The organism is Streptomyces xylophagus, from assembly GCF_000716435.1.
GTDB classification, from domain to species: domain Bacteria; phylum Actinomycetota; class Actinomycetes; order Streptomycetales; family Streptomycetaceae; genus Streptomyces; species Streptomyces xylophagus.
Genome location: NZ_JNWO01000091.1, coordinates 1 through 1,122 on the forward strand (window position 1 = coordinate 1; position 1,122 = coordinate 1,122).

Annotated in this window: 3 protein-coding genes; all 3 read right to left on the minus strand. The window is 60.2% G+C overall.

The genetic code is table 11. The annotated features are described in order from the left end of the window. Nucleotides 1-60: 60 nt before the first annotated feature. The gene (locus tag OO70_RS50360) at nucleotides 61-498 is read right to left on the minus strand and encodes a hypothetical protein (protein WP_096766521.1); all 438 of its coding nucleotides are present in this window, start codon (nucleotides 496-498) and stop codon (nucleotides 61-63) included. A gap of 3 nt (nucleotides 499-501) precedes the next feature. Then, nucleotides 502-744: a hypothetical protein gene (locus OO70_RS50365; protein ID WP_030529716.1), complete on the minus strand. Its 243-nt coding sequence runs from the start codon at nucleotides 742-744 to the stop codon at nucleotides 502-504. Nucleotides 745-805: 61 nt separating this feature from the next. Beyond that, a partial coding sequence (locus OO70_RS50370; protein WP_234337153.1) for a hypothetical protein occupies nucleotides 806-1,122 on the minus strand: 317 nt, incomplete at its 5' end.

Consider the following 1,122-nt stretch of genomic DNA (forward strand, 5'->3'; position numbering starts at 1 on the left):
TGTGTATAAGAGACAGCTTCGATGATGCCCCTGGTGCTTTCCGCTTCGTCGTCGAAGAAACTAACCGCTGGCCACGACGACATGGATGCGCCGTACGATGGTGCGTGCAGGGATGGCGACATCGGCCGCGCTCGCAGCCACGACGGCCGCAACGGTCGCGGTCACGTCGAGCCAGTAAGCGTCGCCGACCTTGGCATTGTCGGCGGCCTTCAAAACGACGACCGTCTTACCGGCCGGGCTGAAGGATTGGCCTGTGATGCTCGGCGTCGACGGGCTGTTCGACGCCGCTGCAAAGTTCGCCGCGTTGAGCTGCGCGTTGCCGTTGGCCTGAAGCCACTGCGAGAAGTCGACCTTGTAGTCGATGGTGTCGCGGAGCCGGAGCTGGAAACAGGCGAGCGCCGGAATGTCGGCACCCTGCTCCGCATTTACGTCCGGCTCGCAGGCCGGAACGACCACAGACCGGCAATCCGGCTGTACCTGTGTAGAATAGACGAGCATGGCTTACTTCCCGAACTTGATGGACCCGAGGCCAACCAGCGTTGCCGCGAGCCCCATGACGGCGAGCACAACAGCCGTTCCGACTTTGTTGACCGAGCTTTCCCACATGGAATGAACCCGACGCAGGAAGTCGAAATCGCTCTGCGTCTTCACGCGTTGCTCGGCAGTTGTCGCCAGAATACCGACTGCGCTCAGTTCTTCGCGAATGACATCGCGAAGGGTCGTCTTGAGATCGTCAACCGTCATTGATGCAATCGTGTTAGACATGGTGTCCTACCGAGCTAGACGGGGACCGAAGCCCCGCGCGTTAAGCGAGGGGGCCGGCCTGTGCCTGGGTCTCGGTCTGCTTGATCGGATCGACCACGTCATCGAGAGCGACATCCGGCACGCGTGCCAGTTTGCGCGCGATCAGATCGGCGGCAAATTCCTTGTCGACCTCGATCACCGTGCCAGCCAAGTGACGTTGGTGGTCGACAAGCGGAGCTTCGATCTCACGCTTGTTGTACTTGAGCTTGGTCATCTGCGGCTTGCCCTTAGCGTCAAGCACAGGGGTCGTGAAGGTCACGCTCTTGGTGGTGACAACCTTAACCATCGGAGTTCTCCTGTCTCTTATACACATCTCCG